14 protein-coding genes are annotated in these 16,737 nt (G+C 56.1%); 10 read left to right on the forward strand and 4 right to left on the reverse strand.

Annotated elements, in window-relative coordinates; translation table 11 throughout:
- Nucleotides 1-48 precede the first annotated feature (48 nt).
- The 7 genes from GGR27_RS05635 to GGR27_RS05665 all read left to right on the forward strand — a co-directional run bounded on the left by GGR27_RS05635 (nucleotide 49) and on the right by GGR27_RS05665 (nucleotide 10,721).
- Nucleotides 49-1,209, forward strand: a complete 1,161-nt coding sequence (locus GGR27_RS05635; RefSeq protein WP_168036446.1) for an iron-containing alcohol dehydrogenase — start codon at nucleotides 49-51, stop codon at nucleotides 1,207-1,209.
- 339 nt (nucleotides 1,210-1,548) lie between these two features.
- Nucleotides 1,549-2,235, forward strand: coding sequence for a type 1 glutamine amidotransferase domain-containing protein (locus tag GGR27_RS05640; protein WP_168036447.1), 687 nt, complete (start codon nucleotides 1,549-1,551; stop codon nucleotides 2,233-2,235).
- A 280-nt stretch (nucleotides 2,236-2,515) separates the two neighbouring features.
- Nucleotides 2,516-3,169: a hypothetical protein gene (locus GGR27_RS05645; protein WP_168036448.1), complete on the forward strand. Its 654-nt coding sequence runs from the start codon at nucleotides 2,516-2,518 to the stop codon at nucleotides 3,167-3,169.
- Between the two features lie 321 nt (nucleotides 3,170-3,490).
- Entirely contained in the window at nucleotides 3,491-6,535 is a 3,045-nt protein-coding gene (locus tag GGR27_RS05650; RefSeq protein ID WP_168036449.1) for a hypothetical protein, read from the forward strand.
- Nucleotides 6,536-6,640: 105 nt separating this feature from the next.
- Complete coding sequence (locus GGR27_RS05655) at nucleotides 6,641-7,441, forward strand: 2Fe-2S iron-sulfur cluster-binding protein (protein WP_168036450.1); 801 nt, start codon at nucleotides 6,641-6,643, stop codon at nucleotides 7,439-7,441.
- Between the two features lie 49 nt (nucleotides 7,442-7,490).
- Nucleotides 7,491-8,483: an FAD binding domain-containing protein gene (locus tag GGR27_RS05660; protein WP_168036451.1), complete on the forward strand. Its 993-nt coding sequence runs from the start codon at nucleotides 7,491-7,493 to the stop codon at nucleotides 8,481-8,483.
- Between the two features lie 66 nt (nucleotides 8,484-8,549).
- Nucleotides 8,550-10,721: a xanthine dehydrogenase family protein molybdopterin-binding subunit gene (locus tag GGR27_RS05665; RefSeq protein ID WP_168036452.1), complete on the forward strand. Its 2,172-nt coding sequence runs from the start codon at nucleotides 8,550-8,552 to the stop codon at nucleotides 10,719-10,721.
- 228 nt (nucleotides 10,722-10,949) lie between these two features.
- Here GGR27_RS05665 and GGR27_RS05670 read toward each other — a convergent pair whose 3' ends face one another.
- Nucleotides 10,950-11,756 (reverse strand): T9SS type A sorting domain-containing protein, encoded by an 807-nt coding sequence (locus GGR27_RS05670; RefSeq protein ID WP_168036453.1) that lies wholly within the window; start codon nucleotides 11,754-11,756, stop codon nucleotides 10,950-10,952.
- 407 nt (nucleotides 11,757-12,163) lie between these two features.
- On the opposite strand from GGR27_RS05670, the gene GGR27_RS05675 reads away from it, so the two are divergent.
- The 3 genes from GGR27_RS05675 (at nucleotide 12,164) to GGR27_RS05685 (ending at nucleotide 14,422) form a co-directional block, all read left to right on the forward strand.
- Nucleotides 12,164-13,264, forward strand: coding sequence for an ATP-binding protein (locus GGR27_RS05675; RefSeq protein ID WP_168036454.1), 1,101 nt, complete (start codon nucleotides 12,164-12,166; stop codon nucleotides 13,262-13,264).
- A gap of 149 nt (nucleotides 13,265-13,413) precedes the next feature.
- Nucleotides 13,414-13,986: a hypothetical protein gene (locus tag GGR27_RS05680; RefSeq protein WP_168036455.1), complete on the forward strand. Its 573-nt coding sequence runs from the start codon at nucleotides 13,414-13,416 to the stop codon at nucleotides 13,984-13,986.
- A 1-nt stretch (nucleotide 13,987) separates the two neighbouring features.
- Nucleotides 13,988-14,422, forward strand: a complete 435-nt coding sequence (locus GGR27_RS05685; protein ID WP_168036456.1) for a T9SS type B sorting domain-containing protein — start codon at nucleotides 13,988-13,990, stop codon at nucleotides 14,420-14,422.
- A gap of 178 nt (nucleotides 14,423-14,600) precedes the next feature.
- Here the strand turns inward: GGR27_RS05685 and GGR27_RS05690 are convergent, their stop codons facing one another.
- The 3 genes from GGR27_RS05690 to GGR27_RS05700 all read right to left on the reverse strand — a co-directional run bounded on the left by GGR27_RS05690 (nucleotide 14,601) and on the right by GGR27_RS05700 (nucleotide 16,629).
- Nucleotides 14,601-15,287: an NADAR family protein gene (locus GGR27_RS05690; RefSeq protein WP_168036457.1), complete on the reverse strand. Its 687-nt coding sequence runs from the start codon at nucleotides 15,285-15,287 to the stop codon at nucleotides 14,601-14,603.
- A 121-nt stretch (nucleotides 15,288-15,408) separates the two neighbouring features.
- Nucleotides 15,409-15,684, reverse strand: a complete 276-nt coding sequence (locus tag GGR27_RS05695) for a hypothetical protein (RefSeq protein WP_168036458.1) — start codon at nucleotides 15,682-15,684, stop codon at nucleotides 15,409-15,411.
- Nucleotides 15,685-15,939: 255 nt separating this feature from the next.
- Complete coding sequence (locus GGR27_RS05700) at nucleotides 15,940-16,629, reverse strand: hypothetical protein (protein ID WP_168036459.1); 690 nt, start codon at nucleotides 16,627-16,629, stop codon at nucleotides 15,940-15,942.
- Nucleotides 16,630-16,737 lie beyond the last annotated feature (108 nt).

A 16,737-nucleotide genomic window follows, 5' to 3' on the forward strand; every position in this document is an offset into this window, starting at 1 on the left:
TTTGTGGCAAAACAATCTTTATAATATAAATTAATAAAACATAATACCATGAATAACTTCCAATTCCAAAACCCAACAAAGATCCTGTTCGGTAAGGGCCAAATGGCGAACCTCTCGAAAGAGATCCCCAAAGACGCAAAAATACTGATGCTCTACGGCGGTGGCAGTATCAAGAAAAACGGCATCTACGACCAGGTAACTAAAGCTCTTGCGGATTATACCGTAGTAGAATTCGGCGGCGTCCCACCGAACCCCGAGTACAGTATCCTGATGGGTGCCCTAAAGGTGATCAAAGACGAAAAGATTGATTTTATCCTCGCGGTGGGCGGCGGCTCGGTAATCGATGGGGCTAAATTCCTTTCAGCGGCAGCACTGCACGAAGGGGACAACCACTGGGACTTACTTACCGGCAACAAGCCCGTCACCGAAGGCATGCCTTTCGCGACGGTCCTGACCCTGCCCGCTACCGGCTCGGAAATGAACTCCGGCTCGGTTATCACCAACGAAGAAACCAAGGAGAAACTAGCCATGGGCGGCCCCGGTCTGTTCCCAGTCTTTTCCGTGCTCGACCCCGAGGTAGTCAGCTCCATCCCCCAGCGCCAGCTAGCTAACGGAATTACGGACGCATTCACGCACGTGCTGGAACAGTACATGACGTACCCCATCGGTGCGTTGCTACAGGACCGCTTCGCCGAAAGCATTATGCAGACGCTGGTCGAAGTTGCCCCCGCCATCCAGAAAGATCCGTCTGATTACAAAGCCGCCGCCAGCTTCATGTGGAGTTGCACGATGGCGCTGAACGGGCTGATCCAAAAAGGCGTCCCCACCGACTGGGCCGTCCACGCCATGGGCCACGAGCTAACCGCGCTCTACGGCATCGACCACGCCAGAACCCTGGCCATCGTCGCCCCGAGCCACTACGAATACTACTTCGAGAACAAGAAGGATAAGTTAGCGCAGTACGCCGAACGCATCTGGAACGTGACCGAAGGAACGACCGACGAGAAGGCTAAAGCCGGTATCGAAAAAACCGTAGCCTTCTTCCATTCCTTAGGCATCGACACCAAGCTTTCCGACTACACGAAAGACTATTCGGACACGGGGGATATCGTCTCTAAGCGATTTACCGATCGCGGCTGGATGGGCCTGGGCGAACACAAATCTTTGATGCCCGCCGACGCGAAGAAGATTGTGGAGATGAGTTACTAACAGTATGGTTTTCCTTAGTAATTATTTGCGGAGCTGTTGCTCAAGATACCTGAATAAGTAAGTTGATAGTATTAAAGCAACATTCCACAACCCTCTCCCCCGGCCCCTCTCCGAAGGTAGAGGGGAGATGAGTCAGCTCGCTACGCTCGTCAAAATGTTATGATAATATTGTCCAACTACTTATTAACAAATTTTAAATACTTAAAATTGACTTTTTACTCTAACGTTCCAACGCCTGCTGTGACGTCCCCCCTCTCCTCTTCTGGAGAGGGGCCGGGGGAGAGGGCTACCAAGCGCGCAGATAAAATAAATCCAAATCAATAAATTAAAACAACAATAATGAATATTTTAATAGTATTAACCTCCCACGACAAACTAGGAGACACCGGCAACAAAACCGGTTTCTGGGTAGAAGAATTCGCTACGCCTTACTACCACCTCACGGACAACGGCGCCAACGTAACCCTGGCCTCCCCCGCCGGTGGCCAACCACCAATTGACCCGACGAGCGATAAGCCGGAAAACCAGACCGAATCGACCAAACGCTTCAAAGCGGATACCGCGCTCCAAGAAAAGCTAAGCAAAACACACAAGCTCGCAGAAGTATCCAGCAAGGATTACGACGGCGTTTTCTACCCGGGTGGCCACGGCCCCATGTGGGACCTCGCGGAAAGCGACGACTCCGCCAAACTCATCGAAAGCTTTCATACGGCCGGCAAACCCGTTGCTTTCGTCTGCCACGCCCCCGCCGCCCTGAAAAAGGTGAAGAACGCCGCGGGCGAGCCGCTGGTGAAGGGAAAGAAAGTAACCGGATTCACCAATTCGGAGGAGAAGCAGGTCGGGCTGACCGACGTAGTACCGTTCCTCCTGGAGGATATGCTCAAGGAGAAGGGCGGCGTCTACAGCAAAGTCGGTGACTTCGAGCCCTACGCGCTGGAAGACGGACTGCTCATCACCGGGCAAAACCCAGGTTCTTCGGAGAAAGTGGCTAAGCTGTTGATGGCACAGTTGGCGGCTAAGAAGTAGGACCAATACGGAATTTCGAAGTGACTCTCGGGAATGCCGAATTTACTGAAAGGCTCAGAATTGCTATTTAGCGGTTCTGGGCCTTTTTTGTCTCCCGTTACTCAGTATTCGGGTTACGCACACTCAAACACGCTTTCCCATCGCGGGAGCCATGGCTATTCTGGGTAGATTTTCAGACGGCGTAACGAACGGGCCGCTCGCGGCATGAAGAGGGTAAGCCGACCATCCGGCCACATCCCTCAGTACTTCCCTTATGGCTCGTTTATTATTTTTAATCACTTTGACCATCACCCTCTTTAGCTGCGGAGGTAGTGGCGAGACCGTCGCTCAGTCCGGCACTTTTTCCGGTTCTTCCGACTTGAAACTCAACGAAAAAGGCCGCATCACGTCCGCCGTTATCCTCACCCTGGCGGACGGTCCCTTCGCCGGTACCTACGAACTGGGGAACGAAGTAACCAAAGGCAGCGTCCGGTTCTCGGCAACCTCCACCGAGCACGTGGAAAAGCACCCCAAGTTTGCCGGTACCAGCGCACTGAGTACGATCGGCATGCGGACGGAGGACGGAAGTTTCGGCATTGGCCACGTCAACCGCGTCTTTACCGGCGAGCCGCAAACCGGCCACCTGCCCTCCATGACCTGGAAGGACAAAAACGCGGCCGAAGCAAGGTGCGGCACCATGCTGCTCAAAATTCCCGGCTCGGAAGATATTCGCCACATCTACGTCGATTTCCTGGACTGCTCCGGCATCGACATCAGTGGTTTCGGCGACGAATGGAAGGCATCTAAATACAGCGCAAATCGCACCCGCCCCGTAGCTGGGAAATTCAGCGAGCGCGTTCAAATCGAGGATATTAATTCCACTAAAGACACCAAGGACGTCCACGAGACGACGATGACGTTCGAATTTGTGGGAGGGCAGAACGTGGAACTGTAATCGTAAAAATGATTAATAGCACCGTATTGACAGCAAAAAATCAGTAGTTTTTGCAGGCTTAACTGCCGGTTGTAATGGTTATGCCCACCTCAAAAATTCCTTCTAAGGAAGTTTTTGCGGCGACCTATACGTGAAAATTTGCTACGATTACCGTAGCAGATAGGGGGCCTTCACGAACGCTCGGCACCCAACAAATTAAAAGCCTTCGCCCCCGCACGCACGGCCCGAACGCAACAACCCGGCATCTACGTCCGCGCCCCGAAACGCAGCACGTAACGCTAATTAAATTTAGCAAACTAAATCCGCAAACCCCGTCCACTTATGCATACCCCGCTTTCCCGCCGCCTGATGCTTATCCGGCTTGCCCAGCTTACCGCCGCGGCCGCTATTCCCCTTTCCGCCTTTACGAGCTGCTCGGGCTGCGACGGGTCCGAACAAGCCGACGGAACCCCCGAACCCTACGCCACCTGGGAGCGACTACGCGCCGTGGCCCGTTCCAGTAGCGACCACCTGCCCGCCAGGCTGGCGGCGGTGGCGAAAACGGGCGACTGGCGAGCGGCCTACCGAATCGTACGGGATGATTTCGTCACCCTGCCGGGTCGGGATGCTGACGAGCCTTTCCGCCTGAGCCACAAGGCCGTCCGGGCCGGAGCCTACGCCTGCGAACGCTCGGGAATGGGCACGCCCGTGGAGCAGTACCAGGTGTTGAGCAAACACCTGACGGCGATGGGCCTGGTAACCGAAGTGGTGGTCATCGATCACGAGCCAACCGCCACGAGCTTCCGCGAGCAACTCACCCGCAACACCCCGCCGGCGTACGACGCCACGCTGTCCAAGGCCTTGGAAAAGCGCGTGAGCCGGGTCATCACCGCACCGGCCGCCGTCGCAACCCCGGACACCGGGCGGGACGAACTGAGGGAACGGGTTTTTGCGGCCCTGCCCGCCCCGGAACCGAAAACGGAACAAGAATCCAAGCCGGCCACGCAAAGTGTTCCACTGCTACTGGTCACCGAAGCGGACGGGAAAACGTACGCGCTGCCGCTCGTCGGCCCGGACGACCAGCCCCGCGAGGTGCGTGACGCGGACCGCAAGTCGTTTCGCGGGTCGATGGATCTGGCCGCCCCGAAAAGCTTGTCGGTAAACATTCAACTGAAAGCAAAGTACCGGGGTGACAACCGGCAGGTAACCTTGCTGGCCCAGGAATTTTCCGCCGACCGCGTTGCCGGCCGCCACGTAAACGTACTTTTCGACCACGGCTACCCGCTGGAGTCGTTGGGCGCCGTACCCATCGGTTCCCTCACTACGTTCACCCCTGTGTTTCAGGTGGCGCGCTTGCCCGACGACCCGCTCTACGGGGAGCAGGAAACCGTGGTGGGAGAGCCATTCACGTTATTTGGCGACGAAGTGGAGCGCACCGCCGAAGGGCTCATGATCGGCGACATCCCGATTGCCGCGGCGGTGCCCCGCCCGGAACTAGCCCGGCGGGTGACGGAAGTCCGCATCCGCGCCCACGCCCTCAATTACCCGGAGGTACGCGTCGATTTGTGGGCCACGGATGCTGCCGGCCAGCCGGTGGAAGGTCTGGGCCCGGCCGATTTTTCCCTCGTGGAAAACGGCCACCCCATGCTCCCGATGCTACGCAAAAACCGAATCGACGCCCGGGTGGTGATTATGTACGACAGGACGACGAGCATGCCCAGGAAATTTCTTGAGAAAAGCTTCTACGAAGCTTTCCGGGCAAAACTAGAAAAGACCATCCTGGCCGTTCAGCCGGAAGCCAAGATCGAGTTTATACTGGGTAACGACCGGTATTATAAAAACCTAACCGACCTGGTCGATAAGCAACCCAGCCTCATCATTTGCGTATCCGATGGCAAAATCATCGGCAAGGCCGAGGACGAACACCGCGGCGTGCTTCCGGAGCTGCCGCCGGTCATTTTCATCCACGTGCTGGAGGAAGAACACGAGGATTTGACCATTCTGGCGGAGTTCATTGAGGTTGTGCCGCTAAAAATTACCGAAGAGGCGGCCATTTCCGCCGAAATAGCGGAAAAGCTCGATTCGTACAAGCTCCCGTCCTACCAATTCAGCTACTACGGCGAGCCCGCTAAAGATGCCCCCACGCCCGTAGCAATGACGGTTAACAATCACGCGGGTAGCGGTAGTTATTCAATCCAGTCCGGAAGTAAAGCCCCCGTGCTGGAAGGGGTGTACGTGGATGTCCGGGCCGGCGGCAAAACCCAACGGTTTACACTGGGCGGTCACGATCTGCGCATAAGGCCGCTCGCCCAACCGTCCGACGCCGATGACGCTTTTAACGCGCTCCTGGGGTCGACCAGCATTTACGTGGAAGGCGCCGGCCCGACGGGGTCCGTGATGGTGGACGACCTACTGAGCGCCCGCCTAACCACCCGGGATGCCATTACGCTGGAGAAGCCCCGCGAAAACTTCACGGCCTTTAAGGATCACCTTAAGCAGTTTGTCATTAAAGACACCCGCGCGCTCAGTTTGATCCAGGGCTTGCCGGATACCGTGGACGCGGATACCCTAACCTTTCCGGAAGGATTACGCATCTGTGTACGCCAGCATAAACTGCGACTGGCTACGGGCGTGATGGAGTCTCGCGTCAGCCTGCTGCCCACCGCCCGTTGGCGGACGGTCGCCGACACGCCCGCGGTGGCTTTCCGCCAGACGTTCGACCGCACGTGGGAACTGGTGCGCGCCGAAGAAGCCCTCTTCGAGATCAGTACGAGCAGTTTGCTCCGGGGCCAACCCTTGGTTCCCTTCGCGAGTATCAGGAAAGAGGATGGTACGTTCGCAGAAGGCTGGGATTACCAGCGCAATAAGTCCGTCTACCATGCCTTGAATAGCTACGGCCAGGCGCGGGGTACCGCGCACCACATCGTGGGGCTGAACCTCCCGCGCCCGGTTTGGTACAGCGTTCACCGCGAGACGGGGGCGGTCATTGGTATTTTGCCGGACCTGACGGGTGGTGGTCGCAGTAATAAACAGAAACTACTGGAACTTAGCAAGGTGGAGGTAACCCTGAATGTTTTCATCCACTCCGCGGCTACGGCCGGGCTCATTCCCGCCGGCGCATTTTTTGCCCTGGTCGCCAAAATGTACATGATCGCCACCGCGCACCTGCTTACGCTGGAGGCGACGACGGACAGCCGCTGCGAAATACACAAGGCGATTTACGGCGGGTCGCTCGACCTGGTGGTCGGGGCAATTACCGGCCTTTTCGTGCCCCGTACGCTGACCGCGCTGCACGGTCTGGCGGGCGCGGCCGGTGCGCCGGTCAACACTTCTAATCTTCTGCCAAAATGCGCGGGCTTTGGTAAGGGGGATCCGGCTGGAACGTAACCCGACCTGATCTAATTCATCGAAATGAGCGCACCACGGGCTTTTACCCGAACTACCGTGCCTCAAGCTCCGTTGCTTTCATGCAGCGTTTAACCCCCAGCAAATATGAACCCGGACAACCCACAAAAAAGCGAAGCACCGCAGCGCGCACTATCGAAGGATGAGGAGAAAGTCCTCCTGGATTTGGGCCTGTCGGGTGACTCCCGCCGCAAATTTCTGGCCGGTGTTTCCACCGCCGGCCTCGGCCTGCTGGCCACGCCACTCTGGGCCGGAAAAACGTCGGGCGACGTGCCGAGGGAAGCTCACCCCACCGACCCCGCCGCCATCCTGAACGAAGTTGACGTCCGCCTCCGCGTCAACGGCAAGGTGCACGACCTCAAGCTCGATTCCCGCACCACGTTGCTGGACGCACTCCGCGAACACCTCGACCTCACCGGCTCCAAGAAAGGCTGTAACCAGGGCCAGTGCGGTGCCTGCACGGTGATGATCGACGGCGAACGCCGCTTATCCTGTCTCTCTCTGGCCGCCTCCTGTAAGGATAAAGAGGTTACTACGATCGAAGGTCTCGCCAGTGGCGACGATCTGCACCCGGTGCAAGCGGCCTTCCTGAAGCACGACGGATTCCAGTGCGGTTACTGCACGCCCGGGCAAATCTGTTCTTCGGTTGCGCTGCTGGAGGAAGCTAAGAACGGCGACAAGAGTTACGTCAGTGAGGACTTTAAAGATGCACCCAAAAACCTCGAACTCTCCGAAGAAGAGATCAGGGAGCGCATGAGCGGCAACATCTGCCGTTGCGGAGCCTACAACAACATTGTTCAGGCCATCCGGCAGGTGCAAAGTGGTGACGGGGCGATGCCGCAGTGGACGTTTGCTTCCCCCGAGCAGATGCAGAAAGCGCAGTCCTAAAGTAACCATCCCACTCGGGTGGCTTAAGCGCCCCGGCAAAAGAAACAACATGAGACCATTTACCTACGTAGCGGCCGGCACGCCGAAAGAAGCCCTGAAGGCTGCCGCCAACTCTTCCGCCTCCCATTATCTGGGCGGCGGCACCAACCTGCTCGACCTGATGAAGGAAGACGTAGAGCGCCCCGAGCAGATCGTCGAGGTCGCCGACCTGGACCTGGCGCAAGTCAAGAAAAACAAAGGCGGTGGTTACACGATCGGCGCGACGCTGAGTAACTCCGCCACGGCCAACCACCCGGACGTTCGGAACAACTACCCGTTGTTGTCCATGACGATCCTCGCGGCGGCTACCGTCCAGATACGGAACATGGCGACCAACGGCGGTAACCTACTGCAACGGACGCGTTGCCCCTACTTCTACGAAACCTCCATGCCCTGCAACAAGCGCGAACCCGGCTCCGGCTGCGGTGCCCTGAACGGTAGTAATGCGGGCCACGCCATCTTCGGCTGGTCGGAAAGCTGCGTAGCTACCAACCCTTCGGACATGAGCATTGCGCTGGCCGCACTGGATGCTTCGGTACGCGTACAGGCTCCCGACGGCAGTAGCCGGCTCATCCCGTTCAACGACTTTCACCGCCTACCGGGCGACCAACCGGAAAAGGACACCACGTTACGCCCGCACGAACTCGTGCTGGCCATCGAACTACCCGCTCCGATATACAAAGACCATTACTACTACCTCAAAATCCGGGAACGGTCCAGCTACGCCTTCGCACTCATTTCAGTGGCCGCTGGCTTAGAGATAAAGAACGATCGGATTACCAAGGTAGGTCTCGCCCTCGGCGGCGTAGCCCACAAGCCCTGGAAACTAACTTCCGCGGAGGAGTTTTTAGTCGGCAAAGCACCGACCGAAGAGAATTTCACCCAGGCCGCTACGCTTGCGCTGAAAGATGCGAAGACGCTCGAGCACAACAAGTACAAAGTACCGATGAGCGAAAAAGCCATCGCCCGCGCCCTCGCCCAGGCCTACGCCAGAAAAGCATAACCCACTCCCGAAATCGGTTGATCCGGACGGCCACCGCCTCCGGAAGCCACCCACAAAGCAACATCCATGAAGACGAATAACATAAAGGGAACGGGGGAAGCCATCAACCGCGTCGACGGTCGCCTCAAAGTGACCGGCCAGGCTACTTACGCCGGAGAATTCTCGGTAAAGAACAAGGTCTACGCCCAGGGCGTAAACAGTACCATCGCCAAGGGAAAGATCACCTCGATCGACGTCACCGAAGCGCTCGCGCAACCGGGCGTAATCGAAGTAATTACCTACCAGAACGCCCTCAAGCTCAAGGGCCACGAGAAGGACTTGCCCGCCATCGACAACACCACCCCGATGGCCGTGCTGCAATCGCCAGACGTGCATTACTACGGGGAGTACGTCGCCCTCGTCGTCGCCGAAACCATCGAGCAGGCGCAGTACGCTTGCCGCCTGGTAAAGATCGAATACGCAAAAGAAGAAGCCTTAACCGATTTCGCAGCGGCCAAGTCGACCGCCATTAAGCCGGCTGCGCCCGAGGATTATTTCCGCGGCGACGTAGAAAAAGGCCTCGCCGAAGCGGACGAAACCCTGGAAGTGACCTACGTCACGCCCATCGAGCACCACCACCCCATGGAGCTCCACACCGCCATTGCCACCTGGATGGGCGACGAAGTAGAGATCTACGCCAGCCAGCAGATGATCGACAACTCCGTCAAGACCATCGCCAACACGTTCGATATTCCGGAAAAGAACATCCGGGTCATATCTCCCTTTATCGGCGGTGGCTTCGGTTCCAAGCTACAGACCCACCGCCACGTGACCCTCGCCGTCATGGCCGCCAAGATGACCGGCCGGCCCGTCCACGTCACCGTCACCCGGACGCAAATGTTTACGAACACGACCATGCGGCAGCGCAACGAGCAGAAGATGCGTCTCGGGGCTACCAAGGACGGCAAACTGACCGCACTGGCCCACGAAACGCTTTCCCACACGTCCACTTACGAGCAGTACCAGGAGCCCTGCGGCACGGTATCCAAGATGCTCTACGCGACACCGAATAACGAGGTAAAGCACCGCCTCATGCCCCTCAACCTGCAAACGCCCTTCGCCATGCGCGCACCGGGTGAAGCACCGGGTAGTTTCGCGTTGGAATCGGCCATGGACGAGATGGCCTGGAAACTGGGGATGGACCCCATCGAGTTCCGTATCAAAAACGATACCCAGACCGACCCCAGTAACGGTAAACCCTTTTCTTCCCGTTTACTGAACGAATGCCTGCGCATCGGAGCGGACAAGATGGGCTGGGAAAACCGTCCTAAAACGCCCCGCAGTCGCCGCGAAGGCAGTTGGCTCGTGGGCTACGGCGTCAGCGCCGCCTCCCGGGCTTCCCCCTATCAGGAAAGTGCGGCGAAGGTTATTTTGCGGGCTAAGGGTGGAGAAGTCCACGCGACCGTGCAGACCGACGCTACCGATATCGGTACCGGAACCTACTCTATCCTGGCCCAGACCGCCGCGGAATACCTGCAAATCCCAATAGAACGCATCACCGTTGAACTCGGCGATTCGCGCTTCCCGGTTACCCCCGGATCGGGTGGTTCCTGGGGCGCCGCGTCGTTCTCGATGGGCGTCAAGGTGGCCTGTGACAACGTATTGAAGGAACTTAAAGAAAAAGTAGGCATGAGTGAGGACGCGCAGGCGAACGTCGCGCAGCTATTGCTGGATAATAACCTCGCCACCTTCGAAGCTACCGGAACGGCGACACCCGATGAGGGTAGGGCGGGGTATTCCGTCTTTTCGTTCGGCGCCAACTTCACCGAAGTTTGGGTAAACGAGCATACGGGTATGTTCCGGATCAAGCGGATGGTCAACGTCAGTTCGGCCGGTAAGATCCTTAATCCCAAGACCGCATACGGACAAATTCTCGGAGGCTTGACCATGGGTGCGGGTATGGTCATCGCGGAGCAGACGAAAGTTGAGCCTAATTTCGGTAACTTCATCACCCGGTCTTTCGCTGATTACCACGTGCCGGTTAATCTCGATATGGCCAACGTAGAAGTGATATTCTTGCCCGAGGAAGACAAGATTGCTAATGCGATGGGTATTAAGGGAGTTGGCGAACTGGGCATCACCGGTGTAGCTTCCGCCATTGCCAATGCGATTTTTAACGCGACGGGCAAGCGGTTCCGTGACTTACCGATTACGCCGGAGAAGATGGTGATGGCGGAGGTCGAGGCGGGCGTGGTTTAAATAGGGTAGCTCATCCCCATCTTTAGCTCCTGCGACCGCGCAATCCGGTCATCCGACTGGCCTTCTCCCACTTTACGGGGCTTGTCCGTAGTGAAGTTAAATTATACTAAGCAACCGTACTCAAACGAATAGCTGCCTCAGACATGAGGCAGCTATTCGTTTGAGTATTTAATTTGATTCAGGGTGTATGCCGCTACTTTAAGGGCCAGTACCGTGGCATTATTGGGACTATTTGATTACAATTCTCCTGCGGGCAATACGGTCGCCCGCACGTATCACTACGACGTAAACACCGGCGGGTACGTTACGGCTATTTATTTCAAAACGATCGCTATTGGTTTCCGTACCCGTCTGGCTGCGCATTACTTTTCCGGATACATCCAACAGCGTTACTTCGCTCACGAATAGGTCCGGCGCCTCCACGACGAATCGTCCGTCGCTCGGGTTGGGAAAAATAGAAATAGCGTCGTCGGGAATGGTCCGGGCGTCCTTTCCCCCAAGTAGTAGCCCATCGAAACAGTAATGGAGATTGTCCGCGATGTCGGCCAGGTCGACCGTGGATATTTGATCGGTTAGTGGACCGGATACCTTTCCGTCTTCAACCGCCAACACGGACGGGCCACAGCCTGGCAAGTCAAATATGGGATACAGATTTGAAGAATTAGAGGTGTCTTGGCTAATCCAAAAAAGATGTTGGTTGGTAGAGAACAAAACCAGCACCTCCTCGCCGATGGTTAAGTGATCCATGGATCCGTTACAATTAAGACCATCCGGCCCGTATAGCGACACGGTATCGGCAGCTAGTTGACCCGCAATAACGGTAATGATGCGAAGTTGGTAAAGCGAAAAGAAACTCTCGGGATCACTGTCGTTCCGCAGACCGAGAAATTCAGCGTGTACGACCGCAGTCGAGTCCGGCGCCCCCGCTAGGTATGAGTCGGCGTACTCGCAAAAGGTGGTAGTCGGCTCACAAAAACAGGCCATGGCGGTAGCGGAGACTGAAAAAAAGCAGAGGAAAAGAAAAAGATTTTTCATGTAATAAGGTATTTAGGTAACTTAAATATAAGGATATATTTTTTAAGATAAAATAATAATTCAATTATATTTTCTATCACGTAATGAAATACGTCTTCCGAGGGTAAACTTGGGGTGACTAAATTATTTGCTACTTCTTCTTCTAATTATTGACCTATTCCAAACAACGACAGCGGGATTTTTTGGCGCGGGCGCAGGTGCAAAGCGAACCCGAAAGAGCAGGGTTAAGGTGGCTCCCGCACTACGATAAACACTACCTGTTACCGTCCGTACGCGCTGTTTGTACAACCAACCTCCCGAAAGCACTTGCCAGGCGTGTCGGGATATGGACGCTTCCCACCAACCCTTCCCCACCCAAGCCGTAATTTGCCGCCCCGCCCACCGTACAGCCAAACAAAACCTCACCCATGCCCGCCCCCAAGACGACTGACCCGACTAAAAACATCCTCCGCGCCCACGCCGAAGATGCCTACGCCGACGAACTGACTGCCCTTGCCGCCCAGGATGAATTCACCCGGCCCACGGGCTGGAATTTATCTCCCCGCGCCGTCGTCACCTACCTGCTGGGCGATACGCTGGCGGACGGAACGGTCATCACCCAGAAGTATTTCGGCGACCGGCGCATCATCGAAGTAGCCGTCTCCAGCCTGGTAACGGACCGGGCTTTGCTCCTGGTCGGCGTACCCGGGACGGCAAAAACCTGGGTGAGCGAGCACCTCTCCGCCGCCATTAGTGGGGATTCAAAACTACTCGTCCAGGGAACGGCCGGTATGAGCGAAGACGCCCTCCGCTACGGCTGGAATTACGCCCGGCTACTGGCCGAAGGGCCGAGCGAAGGCGCCATGGTGCCCAGCCCGGTCATGGTGGGGATGCAAGCGGGTAAACTCGTCCGGCTGGAAGAACTAACCCGTATTCCGAGCGACGTACAGGATGCACTTATCACCGTCCTCTCGGAAAAGATCCTACCTATCCCGGAACTGAACAAGGAAGTACAAGCCGTTCGTGGCTTCAACATTATCGCCACGGCGAACGACCGCGATAAGGGCGTCAACGAACTATCGAGTGCCCTGCGCCGCCGCTTCAACACCGTCGTGATGCCCCTGCCGGCCACGCTGGAGGAGGAGGTTCGCATCGTTACCGACCGGAGTGCCGCCGCCGCGGCCGGCATGGAACTCCCCCCAATCAAAAAAGACGTAGCCGCCGAGATCACCCGCCTCGTCACCATCTTCCGAGAACTCCGCAACGGGCGGACCGAAGACGGGCGGACGCAAGTAAAATCACCCAGTTCTACACTCTCCACGGCCGAAGCCATTTCCGTCATCAATCAATCCCGTGCCCTCAGCCACCACTTCGGCTCCGGCAGCCTGGAACCGGAACACCTGGCGGCCAGTCTCACCGGCGCGATCGTCAAGGACCGGGGTCAGGACGAGCCCGTCTGGCGGGAGTACCTGGAAGTGGTGGTGCGTCAGCGGAAGGGATGGGAGGACTTGTGGGAGATTATGAAGTGAAGCCCGCGGTGAATCGGTGGGACTGACGGTCGTGCGACCAAACTAGTAATCCTGCTTTCTCCCGGTACCGCTAATCAGTCTATCTTGGTATCCAATACAAAATACCAAGGTCAATCAATTTTTCCAAAAGCATACGACCGACGCTCCGCTTGCTTGGTCTACTGGCCGGGTTGCTCTGTACGTTTGCTTTAAACGCCCAGTTCTCGGAAATTCACCTGGACAGTGGCGGCGAAGAACGCGCCTCCGAATTGCTGGTCGTTGGTGACCGGATCATGATCGCCGGCAGCACGACGGCCGGAGCAACGGATCGCAACAACGGGCTGTATCACCTACTCGACCTCAGGGGTAGGCTACTCCACTCAAAAGAACTGAACCTCGACCGGCGTACTTTCATCAACGCCAGTAGCGGGGTAAACGACGGGGAGTTTATGCTCGGCGGTTGGGTAAATAACTTCGGATTAAGCGACGACATGGCTTTTTACCGGATCGACACGGCAGGCACCACCGTGGCGAGCTGGCGCTACGGGGATTTCGCGGACGACGAGCAAGTAAACGCCATCGCCAGGATCGACGACAATAACTTCCTGGCCGTCGGCAACATCGGCTCTTCCAATCTCGCAACCGCCCTGCTCATCGACTCCACCGGGAACCTGCGCTGGCGCCGCACCCGAATTTCTCCCGGTCGACACCACCTTTTGCGCCGGCGATTCAATTGTGGTTAATTTGACAGCAGCTAATGAAATCAATTACGATTGGTCTGACGGTTTTGCCGGTCCACGCCGTACGGTTGGTCGTTCAATTGATTTGTCGATAATCGTTTCTAATGCTTGCCAGGAAACAGTCGTCGCGGTGCGCACGACGGCCGTTAGTTGCTGTGAGGTGTATTTGCCGACGGCTTTTTCTCCGAATGGGGACGGTGTGAACGACGTCTACCGGCCGGCGCTGGGGCGGTCGGGGTGTCGTTCATTCGATGCCTATACCCTGCGAGTTTACGACCGGTGGGGCGGGCTGGTATTTCTTAGTGATGGGTTGACATTGGGCTGGGACGGGGAGGTCAACGGCCGGCCGGCTACTGGAGGTGTTTTTACGGTGGTGGTGGGGTATTTCGATGGGGTCGGGACGGTGGAACGAGCCGGAGTGGTGAATGTGTTACGCTGAAAAGAAAATTAATCGTCGAATTGTACTGTTGTGTAATCGTATATAGATGGAGTCTCGTGGACGACAAAGGTCATTCGATCGAGTTAGGAAACGATAAGGCCGTCTTACTTTCATGACGACTTCGCGGATCAAGCTAAGTTTTTAATGTTTGCTTCTGAAGATGTCCTAAATTCGTTAGTCAACCCAACATCTCATCCCGAATCTCCGTAAGGACCTCCCCGAGTAAATTAAGCCCCGGCCAATTGTCTCTGTCCTGAATTAGCGAATCGCTTGCAGCAAGCCCGGCACCCCAGATTTTATTCTTTACGGATGCGTTCACCAAGGTTTTTCCGGCGGTAGCCAATAGATCAGCCGCTAATTCATCATTCTGGGAGAATTTTAAGCGATTACCACGCAGCACTATTTCGCTACGGGCATACTTCCATACGGGCGGATCGAAATTTGTCACCGCCCCGCCAATTCGCTGCTGTTCCTGGGGGTCGTTGGATTTCAGTATGTTCTCCGCGGCCTTAATATTCATGAACAACAGCGCTTTGTTGTGTAGCAGGAATTGTTGCGTGGAAGAGTAGGTGTGCTCCTCACTGAAGGTTACCGGGAGTAGTACTCTATTGATGATAGTAAATACCGAACCCTTGAAAGTGCATGGATGGTGCTGAGAAAGGGTGCTGTCAGTTTCACTAAAGCAAGTAAAAAGCTCCTGCCCCCCGTTGCGAGCGATTCGCTTTCTTAGTAAACCACCAATATTGTAGGTAGCTACTTCGCTATTGAGTTTTTCCTCAAAACTGAAGTCTGAGATGTCTCTTCGGCTAACAAAAAAGCTATTCGACCCTAATATTTCTTGATCCGCTAATTTCTTCGTCGCCATATCATGCTAATTATTAAATTTATGTAGATTTAATCAAAATATAGGCAATAATTATATATAACAATAGCATACGCCGGTAAATCACTCGCGAAGTTGACCGGCCGATAGCCGGAACGACCATTTAAACATCTGCCTTCACCCGCTCCCGAATCCGCTCCAGTTGCTCGGCCAGCCATTCATCCAGCCCGCCGTACCAATCTTCGTGGCGGCTCGACGTCGTGCAGCCCCCGGCGTCGGGCACGCAGCTCGTGTGCGTATGGGCGTGTTTGCAGCTCGGGCAGACGGCGGCCGTCTCAAAAGTATCCCAATTATGGTTGCAGCGTTCGCAGTACCAGTGGGCCCGGCCGTCGGGTGTCCATTTACAGTTCGGGCAGGCGATTTTCATGTCTTCGTTCATCGGGGGAAGAACGGTTGCGGGGCGGTTTGGGTTGAGGGGAATGGAGAGTATAGAAGTAAGAGTAAAGAGATAAGATCTTGGAGTTTGCCGCCGGAGCCGTCTTTACTCTTTACTCCTCAAGTGCGGAGCACCCTCTGTGTTTCCAGAAGAGGAAAGAATATAGAATAAAGAGTGAGGATGTGAGAGCTTGCCGCCGGAGCCGTCTTTACTCTATATTCTTTCAGTGCGGAGCACGATCCATACTCTTCAAAAAACCTAGCTCATCCGTGTCGTCTTACTCATCCGCCATTTATAGTAGCGAACGAACGCCAGTCCGAGCACCGTCGGTGCCGTCCACAGCAAGATGGCCCAGTTGCCGGGGAAAAAGTCGCCAATAAACCGTTGCCCCCCGAAGGCGAGAAAGGCCGTCGTGGCGGCGATGTACGTGCTCACCATTTTCGTCAGATGGGTCACCAGCCAGTTGTAAACTACTTTCCGACCCCGCAGATCGCCTACGAGCGAAGGCAGGCTAATCAACGACCCGAGAATACCGAAGATCAGAAACAGCGGATCGGCCGCCGGGCCCCACCAGTTGAAAAACGCACCGATCAGAAATACGCCACCCGCAGCCAAACCCAGCCGTAGTGCCAAATCCGTCCGTAACATACCGGGCGAAGGGCCTTTCTTGTGCCGCAGCACCGCGATGCCATAATACAACTGCCGCCCGGTCAGCAGGGCCAGATAGCCGAGGAAGAGCGCCGCGCCGATCTGTCCGTCCAGATAATTAAATACGCTCAGCAGCCCCGCCGTGATGACGACTGTCCACATGCAGTACACGTAGTACCAGCCGTACCGAGCGTGCGCCAGCCCTCCCTTCCTGGCGATCGCCGGAACGAAAAAGAGTACGATACTACTGAAGCCAGCAAAGATGTGGACGGTGAGGAGAAGGCGTTCGAGGGTTTCCATTAATTATTCGTTTCCCCAAATATCTACCGGAACGTCAATGAATACAAGGCCTGGGGCCGAACGACAACCCTATGGGGCCGGATGGTTAGTTGCCGGGACGGATGGTTT

The sequence above is a fragment of the Neolewinella antarctica genome (assembly GCF_011927835.1).
In the GTDB taxonomy this organism is placed as follows: domain Bacteria; phylum Bacteroidota; class Bacteroidia; order Chitinophagales; family Saprospiraceae; genus Neolewinella; species Neolewinella antarctica.